Source organism: Streptomyces sp. NPDC001068, from assembly GCF_042897315.1.
Taxonomy (GTDB): domain Bacteria; phylum Actinomycetota; class Actinomycetes; order Streptomycetales; family Streptomycetaceae; genus Streptomyces.
In genome coordinates, this window is the sequence record NZ_JBIAYD010000013.1 from 192,585 (window position 1) to 218,317 (window position 25,733).

Below are 25,733 nucleotides of genomic sequence, written 5' to 3' on the forward strand. Positions count from 1 at the left end.
TCTTCACCTACGTGTGTCCGAAAATCCCAACGGAACCGGTTATTTGTGGGGTTACTCACCACCCACCCGTTCGGGTGGACAGGGGTGTGTTCGAATATTCGTCAACTGGCCTGCGTAGCCCCGGACCTGCGGCGCAGCCCCTCGCGGGCGCTCTCTCGCGCGCATCCTGAGCGGTCTCGTCGGTCAGGTAAAACCACGCCACGCTCCGCCGAACAGCCGTAACCCCTTTGGGTCGTTTCAACTCCGGCCCCGTCGGCCGGTGGACGTGGTGCACCGGACTTCGGCGGGCCTCACCGTACGCAGTCGGGCGGGAGTACGACGCGCGCGGTCCGGCGCTCACCGTCGAGCACCCGCAAAGCGCGTGCCAGCGTGTCCCCGTGGAGCTCCGACTCGCCCCGCCCGTGCATCAGGGCGAGCGCGTCGCGCAGCTCTGCCGCCGCGCGCACCAGCGCCTGCGCGGCGCGCAGCCCACGATAGGTGTCCTCGTTCTGTGCCGGGTTGATCCGGCCCAGCAGGTCGACGACGTCCAGGTAGCGGTCGATCAGCTCGCCCTCGGCCCGGGTCAGCGCGGGCAGCGGTGGCAGCTCCGGCAGCGGCATCGGGCGCTCACCCCGCGTCCGGCAGGCCGAGCATGCTCCTGCGGCTGGGCACGACGCGGTCCACCAGCCCGTACGCCAGCGCGGCCGGCGCGTCCAGTACGAGGTCCCGCTCCAGATCCCGGTGGACCTGGGCGGCGGTACGCCCGGTGTGCCGGACGAGCATCTCCTCCAGCAGCGCTCGGGTCCGCTCCAACTCCGCCACCTGGATGGCCAGATCACTCGGCCGGCCCTGTACCGGTTCCGGCAGCGACGGCTGCCGGAGCACGATCCGCGCGCCCGGCAGCATGGACCGTTTGCCCGGGGTGCCCGCCGCGAGCAGCACCGCGGCCGACGCCCCGGCCTGGCCCAGGCAGATCGTCTCCACGTCGCAGGTGACGTACCCGACGGTGTCGTAGATCGCGGTCATCGCGCTGAACGAGCCGCCCGGGGAGTTGATGTACAGCGAGATGTCCCGGTCCGGCGAGGCGTGCTCCAGGTGCATGAACTGCGCCGTCACGTCGTTGGCGGAGGTCTCGTCGACGGGTGTGCCGAGAAAGACGATCCGCTCCTCCAGCAGCTTCGCGTACGGATCCAGGGTGCGCTGCCCGGCGGGGGTGCGTTCGGTGAACTCGGGCAGGACGTAGCGGGCGGACGGTCGGGTCATGGCGTACCCCTCCTCGCGGCTGAGCTGTCTCAGCGGCCGAACTCTCGGTAAGGAACGTACAGGATGTACAGAACGCTGGGAGGGTGTCGAGCCGGGATTCCGCTGTCGCCGAACAAGATGTGCTGTCCGGGGCGCCCCGTAAGCTGAGGACATGGCCTACGAGATTCCGGTGACGCAAGCCAGGGCTGAGCTCGCCGACCTGATCAACCGGGTGGTGTACGGCGGTGAGCGCGTCGTCGTGACGCGGCACGGCAAGCCTCTGGTCGCCCTGGTCTCCGCCGCCGACCTCGAGCGCCTCGAGGAGCTGTCGGAGCCGGCCGAGGACCAGGTGGTCAGCGCGGTCTCCACGGTTCGCGAGGCAGCCGTCGTACGCCCGGAGCGTGGCGGATTCGGCATCACGGCCGAACACCGGGGCGCCGCCGGCTCCTGAACGCGCGTCATGACGTCGGCCCTTCTCCGGCATGCCCGGGGGAGGGCCGGCGGCGGTTGTCGGGGACCCGTCCGCGGAGGTGCCGACAGGGCCGGGCGGCGCGGCGTTTCACCCGTACGGGTGCGAGGGCGGCGACGAGAGGCGGGACGACCCGTTCGGCGGGGCCGGGGACGCGTACCGTGCGCCGGGACGTACCCCCATGCGCCGGTCATCAGACGATCAAGGTCCGGTTAACGTGGCCGAAACTCCGGCAAACTAGCCTGCCGATCCACGCCACCAGGGGTTTTCCTGTCCCGATCGGGTCCGCCCGATCTGTCGCGGTGGCTGCGGCGACCGGACCCCGCACGGTCCGGAGCGAGGACTGTGAGGTGGGACGTGCAACTGACCCCGCACGAACAAGAGAGGCTGCTCATCCATGTGGCGGCCGACGTGGCCGAGAAGCGCCGGGCCCGCGGACTGCGTCTGAACCACCCGGAGACGATCGCCCTCATCACGTCGCACATCCTCGAGGGCGCCCGCGACGGCCGCACCGTCGCCGAACTCATGGCCTCCGGACGCAAGCTGCTCACCAGGGACGACGTCATGGAGGGCATCCCCGAGATGATCCACGACGTGCAGGTCGAGGCGACCTTCCCGGACGGCACCAAGCTCGTCACCGTCCACGACCCGATCGTCTGAGGGGGCCGCCGATGATTCCCGGAGAGGTCCTCCTCGCCGACGGGCCGGTCGTGTACAACGAGGGCCGCGACGTCACCCGGACGACCGTCCTCAACGCGGCCGACCGGCCCGTGCAGGTCGGCTCCCACTACCACTTCGCCGAGGCCAACCCCGGACTGGAGTTCGACCGGGCCGCCGCGCGCGGGAAGCGGCTGAACGTCCCCGCCGGCACCGCCGTCCGCTTCGAGCCCGGCATCCCCGTCGACGTCGAACTCGTCCCCCTCGCCGGAGCCCGTGTCGTCCCGGGGCTGCGCGGGGAGACCGGAGGTGCCCTCGATGCCTGAGATCTCCCGCGCCGCCTACGCCGACCTGTTCGGACCGACCACCGGCGACCGGATCCGGCTCGCCGACACCGACCTGATCGTGGAGATCGAGGAGGACCGCGCGGGCGGGCCCGGGCTCGCCGGGGACGAGGCCGTGTTCGGCGGGGGCAAGGTCATCCGCGAATCCATGGGCCAGGCGCGCGCCACCCGCGCCGAAGGCACCCCCGACACCGTCGTCACCGGCGCCGTGATCATCGACCACTGGGGCGTCGTCAAGGCCGACGTCGGGATCCGCGACGGCCGGATCACCGGCATCGGCAAGGCGGGCAACCCCGACACCATGGACGGGGTCCACCCCGAGCTGGTGATCGGGCCCGAGACCGAGGTCATCGCCGGCAACGGGCGGATCCTGACCGCCGGCGGCGTGGACGCGCACGTCCACTTCATCTGCCCGCAGATCGCCGACGAGGCACTCGCCGCCGGGATCACCACCCTGGTGGGCGGTGGCACCGGACCGGCCGAGGGCTCCAAGGCCACCACCGTGACCCCCGGTCCGTGGCACCTCGCCCGGATGCTGGAGGCGATGGAGCACTACCCGCTCAACATCGGCTTCCTCGGCAAGGGCAACACCGTCTCGCACGAGGCGATGCTCTCCCAGATCCGGGGCGGGGCCCTCGGACTGAAGCTGCACGAGGACTGGGGATCCACCCCGGCGGTCATCGACGCGGCCCTCACCGTCGCCGACCGCACCGGGATCCAGGTGGCCATCCACACGGACACGCTCAACGAGGCCGGGTTCGTCGGTGACACCCTCGCCGCCATCGGTGGTCGCGGGATCCACGCCTACCACACCGAGGGTGCGGGCGGCGGGCACGCCCCGGACATCATGACGGTCGTCTCCGAGCCGCACGTCCTGCCGAGTTCGACCAACCCGACGCGGCCCTACACCGTCAACACCGCCGAGGAGCACCTCGACATGCTGATGGTGTGCCACCACCTGAACCCCGCCGTGCCGGAGGACCTGGCCTTCGCCGAGTCGCGGATCCGGCCCTCGACCATCGGGGCGGAGGACGTCCTGCACGACCTGGGGGCGATCTCCATCATCTCCTCCGACGCGCAGGCCATGGGGCGTGTGGGCGAGGTGATACTGCGGACCTGGCAGACCGCGCACGTCATGAAGAGACGGCGCGGCGCGCTGCCGGGCGACGGACGCGCGGACAACCACCGGGTACGTCGCTATGTCGCCAAGTACACGATCAACCCGGCGCTCGCCCAGGGGCTCGCCCGGGAGATCGGGTCCGTCGAGAGCGGCAAACTCGCCGACCTCGTCCTGTGGGAGCCGGCGTTCTTCGGGGTCAAGCCGCATCTCGTGCTCAAGGGCGGCCAGATCGCCTATGCGCAGATGGGCGACGCCAACGCGTCGATCCCGACGCCCCAGCCGATCCTGCCGCGCCCCATGTACGGGGCGATCGGGCGGGCACCGGCGTCCAACTCCGTCAACTTCGTGGCCCCGGCGGCCGTCGAGGACGGGCTGCCGGAGCGGTTGCGGCTCGGCAAGCGGTTCGTCGCCATCGAGTCGACCCGCGGGGTGACCAAGGCGGACATGCGTGAGAACGACGCCCGGCCGAACGTACGCGTCGACCCCGACAGCTTCGCCGTGTACATCGACGGGGAGCTGGTCGAGGCCGAGCCGGCCGCCGAACTGCCCATGGCCCAGCGCTACTTCCTCTTCTGAAAGGCCCGGTGTCCGCGATGTCTCGGGCGGCGTTGCTGGTGTTGGCCGACGGTCGCTTCCCGGCCGGAGGGCACGCGCACTCCGGCGGGGCGGAGGCGGCCGTCAAGGCCGGGCGGATCACCGGGGCGGCGAGTCTGGAGGAGTTCTGCCGGGGCCGGCTGCACACGGCGGGACTGGTGGCGGGTGCGCTCGCCGCGGCCGCGGTACTGGGTGTCGCGGTACGGGAACTGGACGCGGCGGCGGATGCCCGGACGCCGTCACCCGTGCTGCGGGGCACGGCCCGCAGGCTGGGTCGGCAGCTGCTGCGGGCCGGCCGGGCCGCCTGGCCGGCCGCCGAACTCGAAGCTCTGGCACGGGAGTTCCCGAGAGGTGCGCATCAGCCGGTGGTGCTGGGGGCGGTGGCCAGGGCCGCGGGGCTCACGGCCGGGGACGCGGCCCACTGCGCGGCCTACGAGTGTGTCAGCGGGCCGGCCACCGCGGTCGTGCGGTTGCTGAGCCTGGACCCGTTCGAGGCGACGGGGGTGCTGGCCCGGCTGGCCCCCGAGGCGGACCGCGTGGTGGACCGTGCGGTGGAGGCGGCGGGCAGGGTGGCCGCGACGGGTGACGTGGACGAACTGCCCGCCGCCTCGGCGCCGTTGATGGAGATCGGGGCGCAGTGGCACGCCGAGTGGGCGGTGCGGCTGTTCGCGTCGTAGCGGAAAGGCCTCCGCGGGGCCGGGAGTTGTCGTGCGGCCAGGAGCGGCCTCAGGGCCGGGATTTGTCGAAGAACCGGGGGACATAACGGTGTTGGTGGGCGTCCCGCCGCCATGAGTCGTCCGGGGCCGGTAGAGCAGAACAGGCCGTTCGCAGGCCGCGTATTCACAGGGAGCCGCACATGCATCTCGACCACGATCACTCGCACGGCCCCGCCGCCGTCGGTGCCGACGCCCGCCGTCCCGACGGATCACGCCGTGCCCTGCGCATCGGGCTCGGGGGACCCGTCGGGTCCGGCAAGACCGCGACCGTCGCGGCACTGTGCCGGGCCCTGCGCGAGGAGTTCTCCCTCGCCGTCGTCACCAACGACATCTACACACGTGAGGACGCCGAGTTCCTGCTGCGGGAGGCCGTGCTGCCGCCGGAGCGGATCACCGCCGTCGAGACGGGGGCCTGCCCGCACACCGCGATCCGCGACGACATCTCCGCCAACCTCGAAGCCGTGGAGGACCTGGAGGACGAGGTCGGCCCGCTGGACCTCGTCCTCGTGGAGTCGGGCGGCGACAATCTCACGGCGACCTTCTCCAAGGGACTCGTGGACGCCCAGATCTTCGTGATCGACGTGGCCGGGGGCGACGACATCCCGCGCAAGGGCGGCCCGGGTGTCACCACGGCCGACCTGCTCGTCGTCAACAAGACCGACCTCGCGCCCTACGTGGGTTCCGACCTCGCCCGGATGTCCGCCGACGCGAAGGCCCAGCGGGCCGAACTGCCGGTGGTCCTGCAGTCGTTGCGTGGTGAGACCGGGGTCGCCGACGTGGCCCGGTGGGTGCGGGAACGGCTCGCCGCGTGGACGGCATGACCGGCACCGGGGTGCGTGCTGCCGCGCGGATCGTGGCTCGCGGCGACGGACGGGGCGGCACCGCGCTGCCGGTTCTGGAGGGGGAGGGGCCCCTCGCCCTGCGACGGACCCGGGGGAGCGGTGCCGAGGCGCGGGTGATGGTCGTCGGGGCGATGAGCGGGCCGCTCGGCGGGGACCGGTTCGGCATCGAGGCCCACGTGGCGGAGGGTGCCCGGCTGTCCGTCGGATCGGCCGCGGCGACCATCGCCCTGCCCGGGCAGCTCAAGGCGCCGGCCCGGTACGACGTTCGGCTCGACGTCGCCGACGGCGGCGAACTGCGCTGGCTGCCGGAGCAGTTGATCTCCGCCAAGGGGAGCGACCTGTACGTCCGCACGCGCGTCGACGTCGGGACCGCCGGGCGGCTGGTGCTGCGGGAGGAGCAGGTGCTCGGACGGGTGGGGGAGGAGCCGGGGCGGCTCACCAGCCGGCTCACGGTGCGCGTCGCCGGCAGGGCCCTGCTCGACCAGGAGGTGGCCTGCGGTCCCGGGGCGCCGGGCGGCTGGGACGGCCCCGCGGTCCTGGCCGGACACCGGGTGGTAGGGCAACTCGTCGTCGTGCGGCCGGAGTTCGCCACCGAGCCGGTGACGGCAGGGATGCTGGGGGAGGGTGCCGCCGTCACCCCGCTGACCGGGCCCGCCGTGCTCGTGAGCGCGGTGGCACGCGATGCGCTGCTGCTCAGGCGGGTACTGGACGAGGCGTTGGGTCACCTCGGGGGGTGATCCGCTCAGCGGGACGAGATCGTCCGGTTATCGGATTGGTAAAGACGGCTGTCACACCCTGTTCTCAGGAGGTTCACAGCCGGAAGGATCCTCCCTGACCATTCGCAACCACGTACGGGGAGGGCCCACTTGAGGGACAACGTCAGATCGAGGAGCCGAATACTCGCGTCCGGCGCGGCCGGGGCGCTCGTCACCGCGAGCCTGGTCACCGGCGCGCTCGCCGCCCCCGCGGCCGGCGCCGAGGCCCGGCACGGGCAGGACCGTGAGCAGTGGGGCGCGAGCGTCGCCGCCGCGCACGCGGCCAAGACCGGGATCGACTGGGCCGACTGTCCCGCCGACTGGGCTCTGGCCAAGCCCGTCCAGTGCGGCTGGGTCAGCGTGCCGCTCGACTACGCGAAGCCCTACGGCAAGCAGATCAAGCTCGCCGTCGACCGCGTGGGCAGCACGGGGACGAAGGCGGAGCGCCAGGGTGCGCTCGTCTACAACCCCGGCGGCCCCGGCGGCTCCGGAATGCGCTTCCCGCTGCGGGTCACCACCAAGAACCCGCTGTGGGTCAACACCTCCAAGGCGTACGACTTCGTGGGCTTCGACCCGCGCGGCGTCGGCCACTCGGCGCCCATCTCCTGCGAGGACCCGCAGGAGTTCGTGAAGGCGCCCAAGGCCGACCCGGTGCCGGACACCGAGGCGGACAAGACCGCCCAGCGCAAGCTCGCCAGGCAGTACGCGGACGGCTGCGCGGAGCGCACCGGCCGGGCGATGCTGCAGCAGATGACCACCCCCAACACCGCCCGCGACCTGGACGTCATCCGGGCCGCGCTCGGCGAGCGGAAGCTCAACTACCTCGGCGTCTCCTACGGCACCTACCTCGGCGCCGTGTACGGGACGCTCTTCCCGGGGCACCTGCGCCGGATGATCGTCGACAGTGTCGTCGACCCGTCGCGGGAGAAGATCTGGTACCAGGCCAACCTGGACCAGGACGTCGCCTTCGAGGGCCGCTGGAAGGACTGGGAGGACTGGGTCGCCGCCCACGACGCGGCCTTCCACCTGGGCACCACCCGTGCCGCCGTCCAGGCCGAGTGGCTCCGGCTGCGCGCCACCGCCAAGAAGAGCCCGATCGGCGGGGTCGTCGGCCCCAACGAACTGATCGGCTTCTTCCAGAGCGCGCCGTACTACGACTCCTCCTGGGTGCCGGTCGCCACGGTGTTCTCCAAGTACGCCGCCGGTGACACCCAGGCGCTGGTCGACGCGGCCGCCCCGGACCTCACCGACACCGCGGGCAACATCTCGGCGGAGAACGGCAACGCCGTCTACACCGCCGTCGAGTGCACCGACGCCCAGTGGCCCACCGGTTGGAAGCAGTGGGACCGCGACAACACCCGGCTGAACAAGCAGTACCCGTTCATGACCTGGGCCAACGCGTGGCTGAACCTGCCGTGCGCCACCTGGCCGGTCAAGCAGCGGACCCCGGTGCACGTCACCACCCACAAGGGCCTGCCGCCGGTGCTGATCGTGCAGTCCACCCGTGACGCCGCCACCCCGTACCCGGGCGCCGTCGACCTGCACAAGCGTTTCAAGGGCTCCCGCCTGATCACCGAGCAGGGCGCCGGCTCGCACGGCGTGACCGGTCTGGTCAACCCGTGCATCAACAGCCGTGTCGACAGCTACCTGCTCACCGGGAAGCTGGACCGCGCGGACGTGACCTGCGCGCCGCACGCCACACCGCAGCCGTAACCCGCTCCGAGCGGCGATGAGGGGCGGCGGGAACACTCCCGCCGCCCCTTCGCCATGTCAGGTCAACTCAGCGGCGCACGGGGGAACTTCCGCTCCCTGGCGCCCTTGTCCGCCGCCTGCCCGGCCTTGACGACTGCCGCGTACTCGTCGACGTACTCCTGCTCGGAGAGGGACATGACCGCGTACATGATCTCGTCGGTGATCGCGCGCAGGACCGCCTTCTCGTTCTCCATCCCCGCGTAGCGAGAGAATTCGAGGGGCTTGCCGAAGCGGATCACCACGGGGTGGATGTTCGGGATCAGCTTGCCGGGCGGCTGCGCCTCGAAGGTGCCGATCATCGCGCAGGGGACCACCGGCACCCCGGCCCGCAGCGCCATCACGGCGACCCCGACCTTGCCCTTGTAGAGCCGTCCGTCGTGCGAGCGCGTGCCCTCCGGGTAGATGCCGAGCAGTTCGCCCCGGCCCAGGACGCCGAGACCCTCCCGGATCGCCGCCTGGCCGGCCTCCTTGCCGGAGCGGTCCACCGGGATCTGCCCGGCGCTGCGGAAGAAGAAGGCGGTCAGCCGGCCCCGTATGCCCGGGCCGGTGAAGTACTCGGCCTTGGCGAGGAAGGTGATCCGCCGCCTGAGGACGGCCGGCATCAGGAAGTGGTCGGCGAAGGAGAGGTGGTTGCCGGCGACGATGGCCGGGCCCGACCCGGGCACATGGTCCAGTCCCTCGATCCGGGGCCGGAACGCCAGCCGCAGCAGCGGTCCCAGCAGGACGTACTTGAGCAGGTAGTAGAACACGGCTCTCTCCTCACCTCACCGGTTCCCGCCGGAACCGGAATTCCCCCGGCGCGGCTCGGCCATAGCGTGCCCGGGGTGATGCGCACCTGTCGTCATCTGCGGCCATGTCCCGTTCGGTTCTGCTGTCACGACACAGCGGATTGAACATCGTCTCGGGGGATTCCACCATGCCCGGCGCCCGGTCGTCGCCACGCCGTCGGTGAGACCTCCCGGCGGGCGCCGCCGTCAGCCGCTGACGAGTCCCACCACGAGGTTGATGGCGGTGGCGAGAATGCTCGTGCCGAAGACGTACGACAGCAGGCAGTGCCGCAGCACGATCGCGCGGATCGCCGTGGTGGAGACACTGGTGTCGGACACCTGGTACGTCATGCCGAGGTTGTAGCTGAAGTAGAGGAAGTCCCGGTACACCGGCGGCTCGTCCGAGTTGAAGTCGATGCCCTTCGCCGACTCGTAGTACACGTTGGCGTAGCGCGTGGCGTACGTCAGGTGCAGCGCCGCCCAGGCCATGAAGACCCCGCACAGCGCGGTCGCGGCCGCGACGTGGCCGGTGTCGGACCTGCCGCGCACGAGCAGCAGCACGATGGCGACCAGTCCGCACACCGCCACCCCGACGACGAGGAGTTCCTCGCCCATGGGCCGGAGGTCCTCCCGCCGGGCGTTGCGGTGCGTCGCGGCGGCGTCCATCGGCCACAGCACCAGCCAGCCCGCCACGACGAACAGCAGCTCCGTCGTGGCGATGCCGGCCAGGACGCCCAGCGCCGCGTCGGTCGCCAGCCCGGCGCCCGCACCGACCGCGGCCCCCAGGATCACCGAGGCGGCGAGGCGGGGCGCGGCATCGAGAGGCAACCAGCTCGTCATGGGGCACACGGTAGCCGCGTCCTCTCCGTTCAGCCCGGCGAGGGCCGGCCACGGGGCCGGGCGGTCCGGCGGAGCGGACGTCCGGCGGGAAGCCGTTCGGGCGACGCCCGCGTACCGGCACCCTCGCACACCCGGGCCCGTCCCGGGCCGTGCGTAGGATGACCCCGATGCGTCCCGCCGAGCCGTCCGTCCCGCTCCCGCCGCACCGGCGGCGCCGAGCCCTGCTCGTGCTGGGGCTGCTGGCCGGACTGCTGGCCATGCACGGCCTGGCACCCGGCGGTGGCATGGCATCAGGCCCACACCACGGCCACCAGCGGGTCCAGGCGACGACCGCGATGGTCACCGCCTACGACGGCTGCGCCGGCGACGACGGTCACGGCGGCGGCGACCACGCCCACCACGCCGACGCGACCTGCGCCTCGGGCGCGGTGAGTGGCGGACCGGAGCTGCCGGCGCCGGCGCCGGATGCGGTGTCCGCTCCCGCGGCCGCCCGCCCGGCGGGCTCACGTCCGGCCGCGGCACCGGAGGGTGCCCGCGCACCTCCCGATCTGGCCGAACTCCAGCTCCTGCGGATCTAGAGGGACCCGAGCAGGCCGTGCGCCCAGCGCGCGCGGTCGTGTTCCCGCGCGCCCTCTCACATCAACCGCAGGAGATCCAGCATGACCACCGCCCGAACCCGAACCCGTGCCGTCCTCGTCGCGCTGACGGCGAGTGCCGCCCTGGTCCTCACCGCGTGCGGCGGCGACGCCACCCCGCACGGCACCACCCCGCACGGCGGCGCGTCCGTCGGCGCGTCCGCTTCGGACACCGCCTCAGGCGCGCACAACGCGCAGGACGTGGGCTTCGCGCAGCACATGATCCGCCATCACCGGCAGGCCCTGGAGATGGCGGCACTCGCCGCGGACCGGGCCGCGTCCGTCCGGGTCAAGGACCTCGCGGGCCGGATCGAGAACGCCCAGGACCCGGAGATCAGGACCATGTCCGGCTGGCTGAGGGCCTGGGGCGAGGACGTCCCGACGGCGGGCACGGACCACAGCGGCCATACCGGGACGACAGGAATGACGGGGATGACCGGGATGACCGGCACGACCGGGACGGCGGACGACACCGACATGTCCGCGCTGAGGAAGGCGGTGGGCACCGACTTCGACGCGATGTTCCTGACCATGATGGTCCAACACCACCGGGGCGCCGTCGAGATGGCCACCACCGAGCGGTCCGGGGGCCGGTACACCCCGGCCATCGCGCTGGCCGGTTCCGTCGTCATCGACCAGAGCGCCGAGATCAAGGAGATGAACCGGCTGCTCGGCAAGGGCTGACCAGCGGCGGGGCGGCCGCGCCCGTCGGCGCGGCCGCCTCCGGCTCAGGCCGTCAGCACCTTCTCCAACGACCCCAGGGCCGAACGGAGTTCGTCCGCGGTGACGGTCAGCGGCGGGGCCAGCCGGATCGTCGAGCCGTGCGTGTCCTTGACGAGGATGCCCTCGCGCATCAGGCGTTCGCTGATCTCACGCCCGGTGCCGATCGCCGGGTCCACGTCGACGCCCGCCCACAGCCCGCGGGAGCGGAAGCCGACCACACCCCTGCCCACCAGATCCGTCAGACCGTCCCGCAGGACCACGCCCAGTTCGGCCGCCCTGCGCTGGAATTCGCCCCCTTCGAGGAGCTCGACCACGGCCGTGCCGACCGCGGCGGCGAGCGGGTTGCCGCCGAACGTCGAGCCGTGCTCGCCCGGCCGCAGCACACTCATCACCTCGCGCCGGGCCACCACCGCGGACACCGGCACGATCCCGCCGCCCAGCGCCTTGCCGAGCAGCACCACGTCCGGGACGACGTCCTCGTGGTCGACGGCGAGGGTGCGGCCGGTGCGGCCGAGGCCGGACTGGATCTCGTCGGCCACGAAGAGGCAGCCCGTCCGCCGGGTCAGTTCGCGGACCCCGGTCAGGTAGCCGTCGTCGGGGATCACGACCCCGGCCTCGCCCTGGATCGGCTCGATCAGCACGGCCGCCGTCGTCTCGTCGACCGCCGCCTCCAGCGCGGCCAGGTCGTTGTACGGCACGATCCGGAAGCCTGGTGTGAACGGCCCGAAGCCCGCGCGGGCGGTCTCGTCGGTGGAGAAGCTGACGATCGTGGTCGTACGGCCGTGGAAGTTGTCCGCCGCGACGACGATCGTGGCCCGGTCCGCCGGGACGCCCTTGACGTCGTAGGCCCATTTGCGGGCCACCTTGATGCCGCTCTCCACCGCCTCCGCGCCGGTGTTCATCGGCAGCACCATGTCCATGCCGGTCAGCGCGGCCAGCCGTTCGGCGAAGCCGGCGAGCCGGTCGTTGTGGAAGGCCCGCGAGGTGAGGGTCAGCCGGTCCAGTTGGCGGTGGGCGGCCTCGATCAGGGCCGGGTGGCGGTGGCCGAAGTTGAGGGCCGAGTAGCCGGCCAGCATGTCGAGGTAGCGGCGGCCCTCGACGTCCTCCACCCAGGCGCCCTCGGCGTGGGCGACGACCACGGGCAGCGGGTGGTAGTTGTGCGCGAGAACCGGCTCCTCGGCGCTGATCAGCTCGGCGGAGGTACGGGTGTGCGCGGGTGCGGTCATGCGATGACTCTCCTCGGACCTCAGCGGATTTCCTGGGTGCAGCACTTGATGCCACCGCCTGCCTTGTGGAACTCCGACAGGTCGACGGGGACCGGTTCGTAGCCGTGGCCGGCGAGCCGGCCGGCGAGCGCCTCGGCCTGCGGCGCGATGAAGACCCGGTGGCCGTCGGAGACGGAGTTCAGCCCCCACGCCATGGCGTCGTCGCGGGTGGCGAGCACCGCGTCCGGGTACAGCCTGCCGAGCACCTCTCGGCTGCCGCTGGAGAAGGCCTCGGGGTAGTAGCAGACGTTCTCGTCGTCCAGGACGAACAGCGCGGTGTCCAGGTGGTAGAAGTACGGGTCCACCAGGGTGAGGCTGATCACCGGGTGGCCGAAGAACTCCTGCGCCTCCCGGTGCGCCTCCCGGGTGGTGCGGAAACCGGTGCCGGCCAGCAGGTAGCGGCCCGTCCAGACCAGGTCGCCCTCGCCCTCGACCACCGAGCCGGGGCGGTACACGTCGTAGCCGGCGGTCTTGAACCAGAGGTCGTAGTGGGAGGACTCGGGGCGCCGCTCGGGCGCGTGGAACAGGGAACCGAAGACCCGGCCGCCGACGACGACCGCGGAGTTCGCGGCGAAGACCATGTCGGGCAGGCCGGGGACCGGCTCCAGGTGGTCGACCGTGTGGCCGTGCGCGCGGTAGGCGCTGATGAGCGCGGTCCACTGCTCATGGGCGAGGTCGACGTCGACCCTGGTGTCGGGGTTCATCCAGGGATTGATCGCGTACTGCACGGCGAAGTGTCTGGGTTCGCAGACGAGGAAGCGCCGGACGCGCGGCACACGGGTTTCGGCCACAGAGGTGTTCCTCCGCTTTCCTGCGGTGTCGAGGAGGGTTGACACCAAGGTAGAAAGCGTCGGATACGGGCGACAAGCAACGGATGTTGCGTGTCTGCGCAGGATCGCTGCGTTTTCGATCATATGGACGCAGCATTGATGCGTTTATTCTGTGATCATCCCCGCCCGTCGGCGCCGCCCCCGCCTGTCACGGGCCCAGGTTCCGCGCTATTGCGGGGCGGGGTGGGTGGCGCCGGCCTCCGGGCTCTCCGGGAGCAGGTGGGACAGCACCATCACGCTGATCGTCTTCCGGATGAAGGGCTCCACCCGGATCCGTTCCAGGACCTCCTCGAAGTGGTCCACGTCCCGGGCGCGGACGTGCAGCAGCGCGTCCGCGCCGCCGGTCACCGTCATCGCCGCGGTGATCTCCGGATGGTTGCGGACCACCTCCGCGAGCCGTCGGGGCGGGGCCGCGCCCTCGCAGTACACCTCGACGTACGCCTCGGTGCGCCAGCCGAGCGCCGACGGCTTCACGGTGGCCGTGAAGCCGGTGATCACGCCGGTCTCGCGCAGCCGGTCCACCCGCCTCTTCACGGCCGTCGCGGAGAGGCCGACAGCCGCTCCGATCTCGGCGAAACTGGTCCGCGCGTTCGCCATCAGAGCAGTGGTGATCTTCCGGTCGAGATCGTCGAAGGGGGCGGTGCCGCTGTTCATGTCCGCACTGTATCCACGGGTGCGGACACTTCAGGAACGCGACGTCACACGGTTCGTCCTACGCGAACGTCCACGTCCGGCACATGTCCAGCGCGCCGGTCCGCCGCCTACACTCCGTTCATGCTGCGCGCCCTCGCCGTCGACGACGAACGCCCCTCGCTGGAGGAACTCCTCTTCCTGCTGAACGCCGATCCGCGCATCGGCAGCGTCGAGGGTGCCGGGGACGCCACGGAGGCGCTGCGCCGCATCACCCGCGCCCTGGAATCCGGCCCCCACGGTCCCGAGGCGGTCGACGTCGTCTTCCTGGACGTCCAGATGCCCGGCCTGGACGGTCTGGAGATGGCGCGGCTGCTCACCGGGTTCGCCCGGCCACCGCTGGTCGTGTTCGTCACCGCCCACGAGGACTTCGCCGTGCGCGCCTTCGACCTCAAGGCGGTCGACTACCTCCTGAAGCCGGTACGCACGGAGCGTCTGGCGGAGGCGGTACGGCGGGTCGCCGAACTGCGCGGCGCCACACCGCGAATACCCGTGCACGAACCCGACCCGGACCAGCTGCCGGTCGAACTCGGCGGTGTCACACGGTTCGTGGCCGTCGACGACATCACCCACGTGGAGGCCCAGGGCGACTACGCCCGCCTGCACACCGAGCGCGGCAGCCACCTCGTGCGCATCCCGCTCTCCACCCTGGAGGACCGCTGGCGCTCCCGCGGCTTCGTCCGCATCCACCGCCGCCACCTCGTCGCCCTGCACCACATCGGCGAACTCCGCCTGGACGCGGGCACGGTGAGCGTCCTGGTCGGCGGCGAGGAGCTCCAGGTCAGCCGGCGCCACGCGCGCGAGCTGCGGGACCTGCTGATGAGGAGGGTCTGACGGTGCCCAACGACCCCGCCGACCGCCGGGTCACGGTCACCGGTCCGCCCCGCCGCGGCCGCCGTGGCTCCGGCTACTACCGGCCGCGCACCGAGATCGACGAGCAGACCACCCTCGGCCACACCTACGTCCGTTCCCTCATGCGCTCCCAACTCCGGGTCGCACTGGTTGTGTTCGCGGTCCTCGTGCTGCTCGTCGGCCCGCTCCCGCTGGTCTTCGCGGCCGCCCCCGAGGCCCGCCGCCTGGAGTGGCTGGTGCTCGGCTTCTGCCTGTACGCCCCGCTGATCCTGCTGGCCCGCTGGTACGTGCGCCGCGCCGAACGCAACGAGGAGGACTTCGTGCGCCTCGTCGAGGACCGATGAACCTCCCCGGCGACGAGGCCTGATGAACTCCGGATACGCCGTCCCCGCCGTCGCCCTCGTGGTCGTCGCGACCGTCCTGGTCGGCGCCTTCGGCCTGCGCATATCCCGGACCACGTCCGACTTCTACGTCGCCTCCCGCACCGTCGGCCCCCGCCTCAACGCGGCCGCCATCAGCGGCGAGTACCTCTCCGCCGCCTCCTTCCTGGGCATCGCCGGCCTCGTCCTGGTCCAGGGACCGGACATGCTCTGGTACCCGGTCGGATACACCGCCGGTTACCTGGTCCTGCTGCTCTTCGTCGCCGCCCCGCTGCGCCGCTCCGGCGCCTACACCCTTCCCGACTTCGCCGAGGCCCGGCTCGCCTCGCCGTCGGTGCGACGGCTGGCCGGGGCGTTCGTCGTCGGTGTCGGCTGGCTCTACCTGCTGCCCCAGCTCCAGGGCGCCGGCCTGACGCTGGCGGTGCTCACCGGTGCCCCGGACGCCCTGGGCGGGCTGATAGTGGCCGCGGTCGTGGTGGCCACGGTCGCCGCCGGGGGCATGCGCAGCATCACCTTCGTCCAGGCCTTCCAGTACTGGCTGAAACTCACCGCGCTGCTGGTGCCCGCCCTCTTCCTGGTCCTCGCCTGGCAGGGCGCCGGCGCCCCCACCCACGCCTTCGACGAGCCGGCCGCCTTCCGCGACCGGCGCACCGTCGCCGTCCAGGACACCCTCGACCTCAGACTCGACCGGCCCCTCACGGTCACCGTCACCGGCACCGTCGACGGCCGACCGCGCCGGGACGCCAGGGTCACCCTCCCCGGGGGCACCCACCGCATCACCGCGGGCACCCGGCTGACCTTCGCCAAGGGCACCCGGGTGCCCGCCACCGACCGAGGCACCAACGGCGGCATGTCCACCTCGCTCGCCGAGAGCCGCGAGGAACGCCCGCTGTACGCGACGTACGGGCTGATCATCGCCACCTTCCTCGGCACCATGGGGCTGCCGCACGTCGTCGTCCGCTTCTACACCAGTCCGCACGGTGTCGCCGCCCGCCGCACCACGGTCGCCGTACTCGCCCTGATCGGCCTCTTCTACCTGCTGCCGCCCGTGTACGGCGCCCTCGGCCGCCTCTACACCCCAGAGCTCACGCTCACCGGTAACGCCGACGCGGCCGTGCTGTTACTGCCGGACCGGGTCGTCGGCGGCCTCGGCGGGGACCTCCTGGGCGCGCTGGTGGCGGGCGGTGCCTTCGCCGCGTTCCTGTCCACCGCCTCCGGACTGACCATGGCGGTCGCCGGAGTCCTCACCCAGGACGTCCTCCCGTCCCGCGGGGTACGCCACTTCCGGCTCGGGACCGTGCTGGCCATGGCCGTACCGCTGGTCGCCAGCGTGCTCGTCGGCGGGCTGCCGGCCGCGGACGCCGTGGGTCTCGCGTTCGCGGTGTCCGCCTCCTCCTTCTGCCCGCTGCTGGTCCTCGGCATCTGGTGGCGGCGGCTGACCCCGCCCGGCGCGGCCGCCGGGATGCTGGTCGGCGGCGGCTCGGCGTTCTGCGCGGTGGCCGCGACGATGGCGGACTTCCCGGGCACCGGGAGTCTGCACGCCCTGCTCGCCTGGCCCGCGCTGTGGTCGGTGCCGCTGTCGTTCCTCACCATGATCCTGGTGTCGCTGGCGACGCCGGGCCGGGTCCCGCCGGGCACGGCCGCGATCCTGGCCCGCTTCCACCTGCCCGAGGAACTGCGCGCGGAGGTGAAGGCGTGACCGGGTTCCTGGCCGGCCTCCTGGTGGCCGTGCTCCCGCTGCTGGCGGCCGGCTTCTGGCTGGGCCGCCGCACCGCCCGCCCCGAGAGCCTCGGCGGCCTCGGCACCCCCGTCGAGCACGCCACCTTCGAGACCCTGCACACCGCCTCCCTCGCCGCGCCCCCGCTGCGCGCGGGCCTGACCGAGGAGACCGCCCGCCGCTCGGCCCGCCGGCTGCGGACCCTGCTGGGCACCGACGCGCTCTGCCTCACCGACCACGAGACCGTCCTGGTCTGGGACGGCGTCGGCGACCACCACCGCGCCGAGATCATGGAGCGGCTGGCCGGACCGCTGGAGTCCGGCCGCGGCGAGGCCTTCCGTCTGCACTGCGACCGTCCCGACTGCCCGGTCCGCTGGGCGGTGGTCGCGCCCCTCACCGTCGACGACCGCGTCCACGGCACCCTGGTCGCCTGCGCCCCGCGGGAGTCGGCGGTCCTGGTCCGGGCGGCCGGGGAGGTCGCCCGCTGGGTGAGCGTCCAGCTGGAGCTGGCCGACCTGGACCGCTCCCGCACCCGGCTCATCGAGGCCGAGATCCGCGCCCTGCGCGCCCAGATATCCCCGCACTTCATCTTCAACTCGCTCGCGGTGATCGCCTCGTTCGTGCGCACCGACCCCGAGCGGGCCCGGGAGCTCCTGCTGGAGTTCGCCGACTTCACCCGCTACTCGTTCCGCAGGCACGGCGACTTCACCACCCTCGCCGACGAACTGCACGCCATCGACCACTACCTGGCGCTGGTCCGGGCGCGATTCGGTGACCGCCTGACGGTCACCCTCCAGATCGCCCCCGAGGTGCTCCCGGTCACCCTCCCCTTCCTCTGCCTCCAGCCCCTGGTCGAGAACGCCGTCAAACACGGTCTGGAGGGCAAGACCGGGACCTGCCACATCCAGATCACCGCACAGGACGAGGGCGCCGAGGCGCTGGTCGTCATCGAGGACGACGGCACCGGCATGGACCCCGGGCTGCTGCGCCGGATCCTCGCCGGCGAGACCAGCCCGTCCGGGGGCATCGGCCTGTCCAACGTCGACGACCGGCTCCGGCAGGTCTACGGCGACGACCACGGCCTCGTCATCGAGACCGCCCCCGGCGCCGGCATGAGGATCACCGCCAGGCTGCCCAAGTACCAGCCCGGGGTGCACCCGGCCGCGCGCCTCACCCCCGAGTGAGAGCCCCGGGCGTCAGCCGCTCTGGGTGACCACCATCGCGAGGGTGAGCAGCCCCAGCACCACCCACCCGAACCAGAGCCAGCCGTTGCTGCCGAGCGCCACCGTGTAGGCCGTCACCACCACGAGCCCGCCTACGGTGAGGACCCCCATCGCCTTGGTGGAACCGTTCGTGGAACCGGGCATCGCGACACCCTCCTCGTGGTCCGACTCCCTCCATGGTGCCCCGGTTCCGCCTCCAGGGGGACGGGGCGGCGGAGATCGGTGCGCGCGACCTGTCAGCTCCGGCGGGCGTTCAGCGACGCCAGATAGGCGTTGTAGGCCTCCAGCTCCTTGTCGCCGTCCCGGTCCGCGGCCCGGTCCGTGCGCCGGGCCTGGCGCTGCTCGGAGCCGTACCACTGGAACAGCAGGGCGATGAGCACCAGCACGGAGGGGACCTCGCTGAAGGCCCACGCGATGCCGCCGGCCGCGCTCTGGTCGGAGAGCGCGTCTATCCCGAGCGAGCCGGGCGGATTCCTGAACGTCTCGACCATCGGCTCGGACCCCATCATCAGCGCGATGCCGAAGAACGCGTGGAACGGCATGCCCGCGAACAGCTCCAGCATCCGCATGAGGTATCCGGGCCGGTGCGGACCCGGGTCGACGCCGATGATGGGCCAGAAGAAGACGACACCGACGGCCAGGAAGTGCACCATCATCGCGATGTGCCCGGCCCTGGACCCCATCAGGAAGTCGAACAGCGGGGTGAAGTAGAGCGCGTACAGGCTCGCGATGAACAGCGGGATCGTGAAGGCGGGATGGGTGATGATCCGCATGTAGCGGCTGTGCAGCAGCGCCAGCAACAGCTCGCGCGGGCCCTTCCGCCCCCTGCCGGCGACGGGCAGCGCGCGCAGCGCGAGGGTCACCGGGGCGCCCAGCAGGATCAGGATGGGCGACAGCATGCTGATGACCATGTGCTGCACCATGTGCACGCTGAACATGACCATCCCGTAGTCGTTCAGCCGGGTGCACATCACCAGCATGATGGTGAGGACGCCGACGACGAACGACACCGTGCGTCCCACGGACCACGCGTCCCCGCGCCGCCGCAGCCGCACCACGCCCCAGCCGTAGAGCGCGAGCGCCGCGACGGTGGCCACGAGGAAGAAGGGATCCGCCGACCACTGCAGCCCCCGTCCCAGCGTGAACGGCGGCAAGTCCATGATCATGCCGTGCCCGCTGTGATCCATCCGCCGGCTCCTGATTCGTGGGGGTGTCTCTATCGACCCCACATTAGAACCGCAGCCGACCCAGCCTGTGAGCGGGGTGCACGATCCCTACCCAAAGGGGCGCTGGGGGTACCCCCGGCCGAAGGCTGGGGGAGGAACTGCGCGACAAGCCCCCACGCCTCCGCAGTCGAGACACGACCGCAACCCTCAGAGCACGGTCTCCGCCTCGTCGTACCGCTCCGAGGGAACCGTCTTCAGCGTCTCCACGGCCTCCGCCAGCGCCACCATCTCGATGTCCGTGCCCCGCAGCGCGGTCATGCGGCCGAACTCCCCGCGGTGCACCGCCTCCACCGCGTGCCACCCGAACCGGGTCGCCAGCACCCGGTCGTACGCCGTCGGGGTGCCACCCCGCTGCACATGGCCGAGAATGACCGGCCGTGCCTCCTTGCCGAGGCGCTGCTCCAGCTCGATGGAGAGCTGCCGGGCGATCCCGGCGAACCGCTCGTGGCCGTAGACGTCCTTGCCGCCCTCGTCGAAGGCCATCGTGCCCGCCTTCGGCTTGGCCCCCTCCGCCGCGACGACGATCGCGAACCGCTTCCCGGCCTCGAACCGCTCGCCGACCCGGCGGGTCAACTCCTCGATGTCGAACGGCCGCTCCGGTACGACGATGGCGTGCGCGCCCGCCGCCATGCCGGAGTGCAGGGCGATCCAGCCGGTGTGCCGGCCCATGACCTCGACGACGAGGACCCGCTGGTGGGACTCGGCGGTGGTCTTGAGCCGGTCCAGGGCGTCGGTGGCCACCCCCACGGCCGTGTCGAAGCCGAAGGTGACGTCGGTGACGGCGATGTCGTTGTCGATGGTCTTGGGCACGCCGACGACCGGCAGACCCGCGTCGGACATCAGCCGGGCCGCCTTCAGCGTGCCCTCGCCCCCGATCGGGATGACCGCGTCGAGGCCGAGCTCGGCGACATGGCCCCTGGCCCGCTCGACGCCGTCCCGCAGGTGCGAGGGCTGGACCCGGGAGGAGCCGAGGATCGTGCCGCCGCGCGCCAGGATGCCGGACACGGCGTCGAGGTCGAGTTTGAGGTAGTCGCATTCCAGGAGGCCCTTCCAGCCGTCCCGGAAGCCGATGACCTCGTCGCCGTGGTCGACGACGGCACGGTGCACGACGGACCGGATGACGGCGTTCAGACCGGGGCAGTCGCCGCCGGACGTGAGCACACCAATGCGCATAGCCCGAAACAACCTTCTTCACGTGGGCCGAGGACCGGACCACGCTGTCCGGCTGACAACGCCGTCAGACTACCGGCGGGAGGGGGTCCCGCCGTAGCGGGCGTCCGCCTGCTGGACGCGCCCGCACATGTGAGCGGACACCCTGTCAGGCGGGCCCGGGATCCACCTCCCCGGTACGGCTCAGGCGGGCTGTTCGGCGGCCGCGATGCGCTCGCTGCGGAGCGCCTCGTACCACCGGTCGTCGATCGGCGGCAGCGCGTTCACGTCGAGCGCCAGCTTCAGCAGCAGGTCGGCGATGAGGGGGTTGCGGGCGAGGACCGGCCCGTGCATGTAGGTGCCGAAGACGGTCTCGTTGTACGCGCCCTCCGTGCCGTCCCCGGTGCCGTTGCCCTTGCCCAGCCTCACCCGGGCGAGGGGGCGGGCGGTGGGGCCGAGCTGGGTGACGCCCTGGTGGTTCTCGAAGCCGGTCAGCGGGGGCAGCCCGAGGCGCGGGTCGATGTCGCCGAGGACGTCGCCGACACAGCGCTCGCCGGTGCCGCGCACGGTCGTCACGTCGAGCAGGCCGAGGCCCGGCTCCCGCTGCCCCAGGTCGTTGACGAACTCGTGCCCGAGGATCTGGTAGCCGGCGCAGACCGAGAACACGATCGCGCCGTTCTCCACGGCCCGGTACAGGTGGCCGTCACGGCGCAGCCGCTCGGCGGCGAGCCGCTGCGGCCGGTCCTCACCGCCGCCGATCAGGTAGATGTCGCCGGAGGTCGGGATCGGCTGGTCGCTGCGGACGTCCAGCCGGGCCACGTCGAGACCGCGCTGCCGCGCCCGGCGCTCCACGACGAGCGCGTTGCCCTGGTCGCCGTAGGTGCTGAGCAGGTCCGGGTAGATCCACACCAGCCGCAGTTGGTTGTCGCTCATCAATGATCGTCCTTCGGGGTCAGTCAGTTGCCGACGCGGCGGCGCAGATCCTGGAACGCGGTGTAGTTCGCGATGACCTCGATGCGGCCCGGCGGGCACATCTGCACGGCCTGGTCGAGGGAGTCGCAGACCTGGAAGTGCTGGTTCGCGACCTCCAGCCGCACCGCGAGGTCGAGCTTGCGGTCGCCGAGCACGAAGATCGGGTGGCCGGTGAGGCGGGTGTAGTCCACGTCCCACAGCCAGGAGGTGTCGGTGCCGTCCGCGCCGCGTGCGTTCACGGAGAGGATCACCGGCGCCGGCGGCGGGTCGATCAGCGAGAACGTCTCCAGCCAGCCGGCCGGGTTCTTCGCGAGCAGGAGCCGCAGGTCGCGTCCCTGGAACTGGACGACGTCGTACCGTCCGGCGACGGCCTGCACCTGGTACATGCGCTCCAGGGCGACCTGCGGCGGCACGCCGAAGACGGCGGCGACGGCGGCCGAGGAGGCGGCGTTGGCCTTGTTGGCGCGACCGGGCAGCTGGAGGTGGATCGGCCAGGCGGACCCGTGCGGGTCGAGGACGTGGTCACCGGAGAGCACCCAGCTCGGGGTCGGCCGGCGGAACCCGCACTCACCGCAGAACCAGTCGTCGCCCGGGCGCTGCATCACACCGCCGCAGGACGGGCAGGACCAGGCGTCGTCCTTCCACATCTGCCCGGCGGCGACCCAGACGACGTTGGGGGAGGAGGACGCGGCCCACACCACCAGCGGGTCGTCGCAGTTCGCCACGATGACGGCCTTCGAGCCGGCCAGGCCCTCCCGCCAGTTCTCCGCGAGCATCCGGGTCTCGGCGGCCCGGTCGAGCTGGTCGCGGGAGAGGTTGAGCAGGGCGATGCACTTCGGGTCGGTGTCCCTGGCCACTCCGGCGAGGTACTTCTCGTCGACCTCGATCACACCGAACTTGGCGTCGGAGCCGCCGGCCAGCGCCGAGGTGATACCGGCGGGCATGTTGGCGCCGAGGGCGTTGGAGACGACCGGTCCCGCGGCCTTGAGCGCCTCGGCGATCAGCCGGGTGGTCGTCGTCTTGCCGTTCGTCGCCGAGACGAGCGTGACGTCCAGGTGGGTGGCGAGCCGGGCGAGAAGGTCGGGGTCGAGTCTGAGCGCGACCTTTCCGCCGATCACGGATCCGCTGCCGCGACCCGCGGCACGGGACGCCGCCGCGACCGCTTTGCCAGCGGTCACGGCGATCTTGGCCCGCGGCGTGAGCGGGTCCGAGTTGCCTGCCATCAGTTCTCGATCCTCCTTGACTACGCGCCGCGCATCAGCCATCCGGCAACGTGGTGTGCACCTCAGCCTATCGAGATCTATTCGCACACCCGAATTCCGGCCCTCGCCTGCGCGGCGGGCGGGGGCCGATTCGAACCGTACCCTTGCGGCCATGCGACAAGGTTCCATTCCGGGCGCCCGCGGGCGGGTCCGGCCCCTCACCCTGTTCGGCGACCCCGTGCTGCACGCCCGCTGCGCGGAGGTCACCGACTTTGGTCCCGAACTGTCCCGTTTCGTGGAGGACTTGTTCGCGACGATGTACGCGTCGGAGGGGGTGGGCCTGGCGGCGAACCAGGTGGGGGAGTCGCTGCGGGTGTTCGTCTTCGACTGCCCGGACGACGAGGACGTCCGGCATCTGGGCCACGTGGTCAACCCCCGCCTGGTCGCGGCGGACGGCGTGACAGTCCGCGGTCCGGAGGGCTGCCTGTCCCTGCCGGGCCTGGAGGCGGGGACGGAGCGCCACGACCACGCGGTGCTGGAGGGCTTCACGGCGACGGGGGAGCCGGTCACGATCCACGGCACGGGCTTCTTCGCGAGATGCCTGCAGCACGAGATGGACCACCTGGAGGGCAGGGTGTACGCCGACCGTGTCACGGGCTGGCGCAGGCGCAGGCTGATGCGCCGGCTGGCCGGGTCCTCCTGGCGCCCCTGAGCCGGGACCGGGCCCTCAGAACCCGGGACCGCCGACCTTGTCCCCGGCGGCCGCCAACCGGCCCCACAGCAGGTCGGCCAGACTCTTCACCAGTTCCGCACGTGTGCAGGGCCGTTCGCCGAGCCACCAGTCGCCGGCCGCGTGCATCATGCCGACGATCCCGTGGCCCCACACCCGGGCCAGCTGCTGGCTGCCGGGCCCCAGGTCCAGCCGGTCCTCGATGACCTGCGCCAGCTCCTCGCCCATCCGCCGCAGCAGCGGGGCCGAATGCTTGCCCACGTCGAATCCCTGCTCGGAACCCGTGCTGCCCTCCGCGGGATGCATCAGGAACCGGTACACCTGCGGTCGTGCCTCGATCGCCGCGAGATAGGTGTCCAGGGTCGCCTCGACCCGCTCGCGGCGCTCCGCGGGGGCGTCCAGCGCGGCCCGCAGCGAGTTCAGCAGCGCGTCGGTGTGCCGCGTGGCCAGGGCCGCGTAGAGTCCGCCCTTGTCGCCGAAGTGGCGGTAGAGGATCGGTTTGGTGATGCCCGCCTCCGCCGCGATGGCGTTCATGGAGGCCTGCGGGCCGTCGCGCAGCACCACCCGGTCGGCGGCCTCCAGCAGCTCCCGCCGCCGGCGGTCGGCGGATCGCTGCTGTTCCGTCCGCTGTGTGGTGTCCATGTGCTCTCCCCACCCCGTGCTGTTTCGGTGACGCCTGCGCAAACTAACACCTGACGGCCAACCCATCTCGAACTGGCTGCCGAGGTGACCTTGGGAGTTGACTTTTCCTACCGACGGGTAACAGACTCGCGTTACCGCTAGTAACAGATTATGCGCCGCCGCTGGAGGGGTCATGGCCGAGTTCACCATGGAGCTCAACGACGAACAGAAGGAGGTCCGGGACTGGCTGCACGGCTTCGCCGCCGACGTCATCCGCCCCGCGGCCGCCGAATGGGACGAGCGTGAGGAGACTCCCTGGCCGGTCATCCAGGAGGCCGCGAAGGTCGGCATCTACTCCCTCGACTTCTACGCCCAGCAGTACTTCGACGCCACCGGTCTCGGCATCCCGATGGCCATGGAGGAGCTGTTCTGGGGCGACGCGGGCATCGCCCTGTCCATCGTGGGCACCGGGCTCGCCGCCGTCGGCGTCCTCGCCAACGGCACCGAGGAGCAGATCGGCACCTGGATCCCACAGATGTACGGCGACCCGAACGACGTCAAGGTCGCCGCGTTCTGCTCCTCCGAGCCCGACGCCGGCTCCGACGTGGCCTCGATACGCACCCGGGCCGTGTACGACGAGGCCAAGGACGAGTGGGTGATCAACGGCACGAAGACCTGGGCCACCAACGGCGGCATCGCCAACGTCCACGTCGTCGTCGCGGTCGTCGACCCCGAGCTCGGCTCCAAGGGCCACGCGTCCTTCATCATCCCGCCGGGGACGCCCGGCCTCAGCCAGGGCCAGAAGTTCAAGAAGCACGGCATCCGCGCCTCGCACACCGCCGAGGTCGTGCTGGACGACGCCCGGGTGCCGGGCTCCTGCCTGCTCGGCGGCAAGGAGAAGCTGGACGAAAGGCTCGCCCGCGCCCGGGAGCGGGCCAGGACGGGCGGCGAGCGCGTCAAGAACGCGGCGATGGCGACGTTCGAGGCCTCGCGCCCCGCCGTCGGCGCGATGGCCGTCGGCACGGCACGCGCCGCCTACGAGGTCGCCCTCGACTACGCGAGGACCCGCGAGCAGTTCGGCCGGCCGATCATCGACAACCAGGGCGTCGCCTTCCAGATCGCCGACATGCGCACGTCGATCGACGCGGCGCGGCTGCTGGTGTGGCGCGCGTCGTGGATGGCGGTGAACGGGAAGCCGTTCACCGCCGCCGAGGGCTCGATGTCGAAGCTGTTCGCCAGCGAGACCGCGAAGAAGGTCACCGCCCAGGCGATCCAGATCCTGGGCGGCAACGGTTACACGCGGGAGTACCCGGTCGAGCGGATGCACCGGGACGCCGCCATTTATACGATCTTCGAGGGCACGAGCGAGGTGCAGCGGCTGGTGATCGCCCGCACGCTGTCGGGGATGCCGATCCGATAGCGCCCCGGGGGGTGCGGCGCG

General features: G+C 71.8%; 29 protein-coding genes. 16 read left to right on the top strand and 13 right to left on the bottom strand.

Annotated elements, in window-relative coordinates:
- Positions 1-290 precede the first annotated feature (290 nt).
- Positions 291-599, bottom strand: a complete 309-nt coding sequence (locus ACFY3I_RS33655; protein WP_390864796.1) for a hypothetical protein — start codon at positions 597-599, stop codon at positions 291-293.
- Positions 600-606: 7 nt separating this feature from the next.
- The gene (locus ACFY3I_RS33660; protein WP_390864797.1) at positions 607-1,242 is read right to left on the bottom strand and encodes an ATP-dependent Clp protease proteolytic subunit; all 636 of its coding nucleotides are present in this window, start codon (positions 1,240-1,242) and stop codon (positions 607-609) included.
- A gap of 151 nt (positions 1,243-1,393) precedes the next feature.
- On the opposite strand from ACFY3I_RS33660, the gene ACFY3I_RS33665 reads away from it, so the two are divergent.
- The 8 genes from ACFY3I_RS33665 to ACFY3I_RS33700 all read left to right on the top strand — a co-directional run bounded on the left by ACFY3I_RS33665 (position 1,394) and on the right by ACFY3I_RS33700 (position 8,431).
- A complete protein-coding gene (locus ACFY3I_RS33665) occupies positions 1,394-1,672 on the top strand; it encodes a type II toxin-antitoxin system Phd/YefM family antitoxin (RefSeq protein WP_390864798.1) in 279 nt (92 codons plus the stop codon).
- Positions 1,673-2,047: 375 nt separating this feature from the next.
- Positions 2,048-2,350: an urease subunit gamma gene (locus ACFY3I_RS33670; RefSeq protein ID WP_365285265.1), complete on the top strand. Its 303-nt coding sequence runs from the start codon at positions 2,048-2,050 to the stop codon at positions 2,348-2,350.
- 11 nt (positions 2,351-2,361) lie between these two features.
- A complete protein-coding gene (locus ACFY3I_RS33675; protein ID WP_365285267.1) occupies positions 2,362-2,673 on the top strand; it encodes an urease subunit beta in 312 nt (103 codons plus the stop codon).
- Positions 2,666-4,387 carry an urease subunit alpha gene (locus ACFY3I_RS33680; RefSeq protein WP_365285269.1) on the top strand — a complete coding sequence of 574 codons (1,722 nt, stop codon included), beginning with the start codon at positions 2,666-2,668 and terminating at the stop codon, positions 4,385-4,387. Before ACFY3I_RS33675 ends, ACFY3I_RS33680 begins: the two co-directional genes overlap by 8 nt.
- A gap of 17 nt (positions 4,388-4,404) precedes the next feature.
- Positions 4,405-5,082 carry an urease accessory protein UreF gene (locus ACFY3I_RS33685; RefSeq protein WP_390864922.1) on the top strand — a complete coding sequence of 226 codons (678 nt, stop codon included), beginning with the start codon at positions 4,405-4,407 and terminating at the stop codon, positions 5,080-5,082.
- 179 nt (positions 5,083-5,261) lie between these two features.
- Complete coding sequence (gene ureG, locus ACFY3I_RS33690; protein WP_390864799.1) at positions 5,262-5,942, top strand: urease accessory protein UreG; 681 nt, start codon at positions 5,262-5,264, stop codon at positions 5,940-5,942.
- Positions 5,939-6,700, top strand: coding sequence for an urease accessory protein UreD (locus tag ACFY3I_RS33695; protein WP_390864923.1), 762 nt, complete (start codon positions 5,939-5,941; stop codon positions 6,698-6,700). The genes ureG and ACFY3I_RS33695 overlap by 4 nt, the downstream gene beginning before the upstream one ends.
- A 129-nt stretch (positions 6,701-6,829) precedes the next feature.
- The gene (locus ACFY3I_RS33700) at positions 6,830-8,431 is read left to right on the top strand and encodes an alpha/beta hydrolase (protein ID WP_390864800.1); all 1,602 of its coding nucleotides are present in this window, start codon (positions 6,830-6,832) and stop codon (positions 8,429-8,431) included.
- Between the two features lie 62 nt (positions 8,432-8,493).
- Here ACFY3I_RS33700 and ACFY3I_RS33705 read toward each other — a convergent pair whose 3' ends face one another.
- On the bottom strand, positions 8,494-9,219 hold the full coding sequence (locus tag ACFY3I_RS33705) for a lysophospholipid acyltransferase family protein (RefSeq protein WP_365285275.1): 726 nt from the start codon (positions 9,217-9,219) through the stop codon (positions 8,494-8,496).
- A gap of 225 nt (positions 9,220-9,444) precedes the next feature.
- Positions 9,445-10,077 carry a DUF1345 domain-containing protein gene (locus tag ACFY3I_RS33710; protein ID WP_390864801.1) on the bottom strand — a complete coding sequence of 211 codons (633 nt, stop codon included), beginning with the start codon at positions 10,075-10,077 and terminating at the stop codon, positions 9,445-9,447.
- A 167-nt stretch (positions 10,078-10,244) separates the two neighbouring features.
- Between ACFY3I_RS33710 and ACFY3I_RS33715 the strand changes: the two genes are divergently transcribed.
- Positions 10,245-10,655: a DUF6153 family protein gene (locus tag ACFY3I_RS33715; RefSeq protein ID WP_390864802.1), complete on the top strand. Its 411-nt coding sequence runs from the start codon at positions 10,245-10,247 to the stop codon at positions 10,653-10,655.
- 81 nt (positions 10,656-10,736) lie between these two features.
- Positions 10,737-11,396, top strand: coding sequence for a DUF305 domain-containing protein (locus tag ACFY3I_RS33720; protein ID WP_390864803.1), 660 nt, complete (start codon positions 10,737-10,739; stop codon positions 11,394-11,396).
- Between the two features lie 44 nt (positions 11,397-11,440).
- Here the strand turns inward: ACFY3I_RS33720 and rocD are convergent, their stop codons facing one another.
- The 3 genes from rocD to ACFY3I_RS33735 form a co-directional block, all read right to left on the bottom strand.
- Positions 11,441-12,661: an ornithine--oxo-acid transaminase gene (gene rocD, locus ACFY3I_RS33725; RefSeq protein ID WP_390864804.1), complete on the bottom strand. Its 1,221-nt coding sequence runs from the start codon at positions 12,659-12,661 to the stop codon at positions 11,441-11,443.
- A 20-nt stretch (positions 12,662-12,681) separates the two neighbouring features.
- Entirely contained in the window at positions 12,682-13,491 is an 810-nt protein-coding gene (ddaH, locus tag ACFY3I_RS33730) for a dimethylargininase (RefSeq protein WP_365285285.1), read from the bottom strand.
- Positions 13,492-13,698: 207 nt separating this feature from the next.
- Entirely contained in the window at positions 13,699-14,184 is a 486-nt protein-coding gene (locus ACFY3I_RS33735) for an Lrp/AsnC family transcriptional regulator (RefSeq protein WP_365285287.1), read from the bottom strand.
- 120 nt (positions 14,185-14,304) lie between these two features.
- On the opposite strand from ACFY3I_RS33735, the gene ACFY3I_RS33740 reads away from it, so the two are divergent.
- Genes ACFY3I_RS33740 through ACFY3I_RS33755 form a run of 4 tightly spaced genes read left to right on the top strand, consistent with a single transcriptional unit; the run spans position 14,305 to position 18,353 of the window.
- Positions 14,305-15,054, top strand: a complete 750-nt coding sequence (locus ACFY3I_RS33740) for a LytTR family DNA-binding domain-containing protein (protein ID WP_365285289.1) — start codon at positions 14,305-14,307, stop codon at positions 15,052-15,054.
- A 2-nt stretch (positions 15,055-15,056) separates the two neighbouring features.
- Positions 15,057-15,416: a hypothetical protein gene (locus tag ACFY3I_RS33745; protein ID WP_365285291.1), complete on the top strand. Its 360-nt coding sequence runs from the start codon at positions 15,057-15,059 to the stop codon at positions 15,414-15,416.
- 22 nt (positions 15,417-15,438) lie between these two features.
- Entirely contained in the window at positions 15,439-17,151 is a 1,713-nt protein-coding gene (locus tag ACFY3I_RS33750) for a cation acetate symporter (RefSeq protein ID WP_390864805.1), read from the top strand.
- On the top strand, positions 17,148-18,353 hold the full coding sequence (locus ACFY3I_RS33755) for a sensor histidine kinase (protein ID WP_390864806.1): 1,206 nt from the start codon (positions 17,148-17,150) through the stop codon (positions 18,351-18,353). The genes ACFY3I_RS33750 and ACFY3I_RS33755 overlap by 4 nt, the downstream gene beginning before the upstream one ends.
- A gap of 12 nt (positions 18,354-18,365) precedes the next feature.
- Here the strand turns inward: ACFY3I_RS33755 and ACFY3I_RS33760 are convergent, their stop codons facing one another.
- From ACFY3I_RS33760 to ACFY3I_RS33780, 5 genes are all read right to left on the bottom strand, one after another.
- Complete coding sequence (locus tag ACFY3I_RS33760; protein ID WP_352222216.1) at positions 18,366-18,536, bottom strand: hypothetical protein; 171 nt, start codon at positions 18,534-18,536, stop codon at positions 18,366-18,368.
- A gap of 92 nt (positions 18,537-18,628) precedes the next feature.
- Positions 18,629-19,579, bottom strand: a complete 951-nt coding sequence (locus ACFY3I_RS33765; protein WP_390864807.1) for a cytochrome c oxidase assembly protein — start codon at positions 19,577-19,579, stop codon at positions 18,629-18,631.
- A 186-nt stretch (positions 19,580-19,765) separates the two neighbouring features.
- Positions 19,766-20,791 carry a 6-phosphofructokinase gene (locus tag ACFY3I_RS33770; protein WP_365285299.1) on the bottom strand — a complete coding sequence of 342 codons (1,026 nt, stop codon included), beginning with the start codon at positions 20,789-20,791 and terminating at the stop codon, positions 19,766-19,768.
- Between the two features lie 180 nt (positions 20,792-20,971).
- Positions 20,972-21,700 carry a glutamine amidotransferase gene (locus tag ACFY3I_RS33775; protein ID WP_365285301.1) on the bottom strand — a complete coding sequence of 243 codons (729 nt, stop codon included), beginning with the start codon at positions 21,698-21,700 and terminating at the stop codon, positions 20,972-20,974.
- A 23-nt stretch (positions 21,701-21,723) separates the two neighbouring features.
- The gene (locus ACFY3I_RS33780) at positions 21,724-22,962 is read right to left on the bottom strand and encodes a MurT ligase domain-containing protein (protein WP_365285303.1); all 1,239 of its coding nucleotides are present in this window, start codon (positions 22,960-22,962) and stop codon (positions 21,724-21,726) included.
- Positions 22,963-23,113: 151 nt separating this feature from the next.
- Here ACFY3I_RS33780 and def point away from each other — a divergent pair, with 151 nt between their 5' ends.
- Positions 23,114-23,653: a peptide deformylase gene (def, locus tag ACFY3I_RS33785; protein ID WP_365285305.1), complete on the top strand. Its 540-nt coding sequence runs from the start codon at positions 23,114-23,116 to the stop codon at positions 23,651-23,653.
- Between the two features lie 15 nt (positions 23,654-23,668).
- On the opposite strand, the gene ACFY3I_RS33790 is transcribed toward def, so the two are convergent.
- Positions 23,669-24,313, bottom strand: a complete 645-nt coding sequence (locus ACFY3I_RS33790; RefSeq protein WP_390864808.1) for a TetR family transcriptional regulator — start codon at positions 24,311-24,313, stop codon at positions 23,669-23,671.
- A 172-nt stretch (positions 24,314-24,485) separates the two neighbouring features.
- On the opposite strand from ACFY3I_RS33790, the gene ACFY3I_RS33795 reads away from it, so the two are divergent.
- Positions 24,486-25,712 (top strand): acyl-CoA dehydrogenase family protein, encoded by a 1,227-nt coding sequence (locus ACFY3I_RS33795; RefSeq protein WP_390864809.1) that lies wholly within the window; start codon positions 24,486-24,488, stop codon positions 25,710-25,712.
- Positions 25,713-25,733: the final 21 nt, after the last annotated feature.

What these genes read in the sequence shown, in the direction of transcription:
- ACFY3I_RS33655 (WP_390864796.1), bottom strand. Translation starts at nt 599, where the DNA reads ATGCCGCTGCCGGAGCTGCCACCGCTGCCCGCGCTGACCCGGGCCGAG.
- ACFY3I_RS33660 (WP_390864797.1), bottom strand. Translation starts at nt 1,242, where the DNA reads ATGACCCGACCGTCCGCCCGCTACGTCCTGCCCGAGTTCACCGAACGC.
- ACFY3I_RS33665 (WP_390864798.1), top strand. Translation starts at nt 1,394, where the DNA reads ATGGCCTACGAGATTCCGGTGACGCAAGCCAGGGCTGAGCTCGCCGAC.
- ACFY3I_RS33675 (WP_365285267.1), top strand. Translation starts at nt 2,362, where the DNA reads ATGATTCCCGGAGAGGTCCTCCTCGCCGACGGGCCGGTCGTGTACAAC.
- ACFY3I_RS33680 (WP_365285269.1), top strand. Translation starts at nt 2,666, where the DNA reads ATGCCTGAGATCTCCCGCGCCGCCTACGCCGACCTGTTCGGACCGACC.
- ACFY3I_RS33685 (WP_390864922.1), top strand. Translation starts at nt 4,405, where the DNA reads ATGTCTCGGGCGGCGTTGCTGGTGTTGGCCGACGGTCGCTTCCCGGCC.
- ureG (WP_390864799.1), top strand. Translation starts at nt 5,262, where the DNA reads ATGCATCTCGACCACGATCACTCGCACGGCCCCGCCGCCGTCGGTGCC.
- ACFY3I_RS33695 (WP_390864923.1), top strand. Translation starts at nt 5,939, where the DNA reads ATGACCGGCACCGGGGTGCGTGCTGCCGCGCGGATCGTGGCTCGCGGC.
- ACFY3I_RS33710 (WP_390864801.1), bottom strand. Translation starts at nt 10,077, where the DNA reads ATGACGAGCTGGTTGCCTCTCGATGCCGCGCCCCGCCTCGCCGCCTCG.
- ACFY3I_RS33715 (WP_390864802.1), top strand. Translation starts at nt 10,245, where the DNA reads ATGCGTCCCGCCGAGCCGTCCGTCCCGCTCCCGCCGCACCGGCGGCGC.
- ACFY3I_RS33720 (WP_390864803.1), top strand. Translation starts at nt 10,737, where the DNA reads ATGACCACCGCCCGAACCCGAACCCGTGCCGTCCTCGTCGCGCTGACG.
- rocD (WP_390864804.1), bottom strand. Translation starts at nt 12,661, where the DNA reads ATGACCGCACCCGCGCACACCCGTACCTCCGCCGAGCTGATCAGCGCC.
- ACFY3I_RS33735 (WP_365285287.1), bottom strand. Translation starts at nt 14,184, where the DNA reads ATGAACAGCGGCACCGCCCCCTTCGACGATCTCGACCGGAAGATCACC.
- ACFY3I_RS33740 (WP_365285289.1), top strand. Translation starts at nt 14,305, where the DNA reads ATGCTGCGCGCCCTCGCCGTCGACGACGAACGCCCCTCGCTGGAGGAA.
- ACFY3I_RS33750 (WP_390864805.1), top strand. Translation starts at nt 15,439, where the DNA reads ATGAACTCCGGATACGCCGTCCCCGCCGTCGCCCTCGTGGTCGTCGCG.
- ACFY3I_RS33760 (WP_352222216.1), bottom strand. Translation starts at nt 18,536, where the DNA reads ATGCCCGGTTCCACGAACGGTTCCACCAAGGCGATGGGGGTCCTCACC.
- ACFY3I_RS33765 (WP_390864807.1), bottom strand. Translation starts at nt 19,579, where the DNA reads ATGGATCACAGCGGGCACGGCATGATCATGGACTTGCCGCCGTTCACG.
- ACFY3I_RS33770 (WP_365285299.1), bottom strand. Translation starts at nt 20,791, where the DNA reads ATGCGCATTGGTGTGCTCACGTCCGGCGGCGACTGCCCCGGTCTGAAC.
- ACFY3I_RS33775 (WP_365285301.1), bottom strand. Translation starts at nt 21,700, where the DNA reads ATGAGCGACAACCAACTGCGGCTGGTGTGGATCTACCCGGACCTGCTC.
- ACFY3I_RS33780 (WP_365285303.1), bottom strand. Translation starts at nt 22,962, where the DNA reads ATGGCAGGCAACTCGGACCCGCTCACGCCGCGGGCCAAGATCGCCGTG.
- def (WP_365285305.1), top strand. Translation starts at nt 23,114, where the DNA reads ATGCGACAAGGTTCCATTCCGGGCGCCCGCGGGCGGGTCCGGCCCCTC.
- ACFY3I_RS33790 (WP_390864808.1), bottom strand. Translation starts at nt 24,313, where the DNA reads ATGGACACCACACAGCGGACGGAACAGCAGCGATCCGCCGACCGCCGG.
- ACFY3I_RS33795 (WP_390864809.1), top strand. Translation starts at nt 24,486, where the DNA reads ATGGCCGAGTTCACCATGGAGCTCAACGACGAACAGAAGGAGGTCCGG.